The sequence below is a fragment of the Aquimarina sp. U1-2 genome, assembly GCF_017897595.1.
Taxonomy (GTDB): domain Bacteria; phylum Bacteroidota; class Bacteroidia; order Flavobacteriales; family Flavobacteriaceae; genus Aquimarina.
Map to the genome: position 1 here is coordinate 1 of NZ_JAGKIK010000064.1, position 484 is coordinate 484.

Below are 484 nucleotides of genomic sequence, written 5' to 3' on the forward strand. Positions count from 1 at the left end.
CACAGCTGTATTTTGATATTTAGTATCATATACGTCTAAAGTTATAGAAACCCCAAGTTTCTTTAGAGAATCTATCGCAACCAAAACACCAGAATAAAAATCCAGAGAGGCATCCAAATAGGGATCTTTCTCAATACTTTTTTTTGTTCCAGATATAGAGTCAAAATCAACACGATTCAATCTAAAGGGTAACATCAAAGCAATGCGCTTGGTATTAAAATCCTTTATATTATTTACCAGATTGGTTGTATTTGCATCTTCATCAATTACACCTTCAGCATCCGTAAGCGGAACCTTTAATATCATTCCTGCTTTTAAACCACTTTCTGCTAAGCCCGGATTCAATGCTTCCAATTCGTGTTGCTCTAAACCTAACTTAAGTTTTAAACGGTAAAATCCTTCTTTAGGTAAAACTTTATAATAACTGTATTGCTCATCAATTGCTTTCTCCTCTGTCTTTTCAATATTAGGCACCTTAATTTCT

Annotated in this window: 1 pseudogene; it reads right to left on the bottom strand. The window is 33.7% G+C overall.

What is annotated here, in order from left to right:
* A pseudogene (locus J8281_RS19030) lies at positions 1-484 on the bottom strand (peptidoglycan-binding protein); the annotation flags it as partial.